Source organism: Dorea sp. BIOML-A1, from assembly GCF_009875615.1.
GTDB classification, from domain to species: domain Bacteria; phylum Bacillota; class Clostridia; order Lachnospirales; family Lachnospiraceae; genus Dorea_A; species Dorea_A amylophila.
Genome location: NZ_WWSA01000071.1, coordinates 1 through 1031 on the forward strand (window position 1 = coordinate 1; position 1031 = coordinate 1031).

Below are 1031 nucleotides of genomic sequence, written 5' to 3' on the forward strand. Positions count from 1 at the left end.
GAGACACCATATTTTTCGGCGAAACGGATCAGGGATAGACGATACCTCATATCTTGTGTTATACTTGCCATGCGGGAATACTTCCTTTCTTAAATGTTTAGGTTTGGTAGCTTAAAGCATAACACAGAAAAGGTATTTCCGCTTTTTAATTATTCAGTTGTAACACATGTATTGTAATCCTACAGAGCAATGGAGATTGTCTGCGCGATGTGTAGGTTTGTCAAACATATGTTACACCCCGATCAATAAATTCCCTCAGAACAGTTTGTGGTGATTTCCACCCCAGAGGTCTCATGGGAAACTGGTTATAATCCCTACGGTTATAGGTTTGAAGCTGCTTGGAAAAATCCTCAAAGGAATAGAAAGTATGCGAGGTATAAAAACGTTCATTATCCTTGCGGTGGCTGCGTTCCACTTTTCCGTTATGACGTGGTGTAAAGGGTCGGATCAGTTTATGTTGGATGCCAAGTTCTTTTAAAGTCCGTTGGAATAAAGTCAATGTTTCTTTGCCGGAAGTGGAAAAGCGCTTTGTAAACTCCACGCCGTTGTCTGTCTGAACGCATTCGATTGGCATAGGAAAGCGTTGGATCAGATGCTTGAGGAACTGTGCGGATGAATAGGTGCTGTGTTCTTCAAAAGCTTCCACATACCGCCAGCGGGAGTACTCATCAATGGCGGTATACTGATAGAATTTCTTTCCTTTCGCATTATTGACAAGACAACATGCAGGAACGAATTTCACATCGACCTGGATACGCTGTCCGGGATATTTCATCTGCTCATAAGGCTTCGGAATATATTTGGGATTCGGAAGTTTTTGAGCCAAGATTCCCTGTTTCTTCAGAAAACGATACAATCCTGGGATGGAACGTTTATAACCGCGCTGCATAAGTTTGACCCAAAAGACAACCAGACCAGAATGGGGATTGCGCCTACGCATATCTTGGATCAGCTTGATTTCTTCAGGTGTATGCTGATTGGGATGGTGATGGGGACGGCGTGAACGATCGCGGAGAGACTCTATTGTGCCG

1 protein-coding gene is annotated in these 1031 nt (G+C 43.5%); it reads right to left on the reverse strand.

What is annotated here, in order from left to right; genetic code table 11:
- Window positions 1–220: 220 nt before the first annotated feature.
- A partial coding sequence (locus tag GT508_RS14370; protein ID WP_161144525.1) for a DDE-type integrase/transposase/recombinase occupies window positions 221–1031 on the reverse strand: 811 nt, incomplete at its 5' end.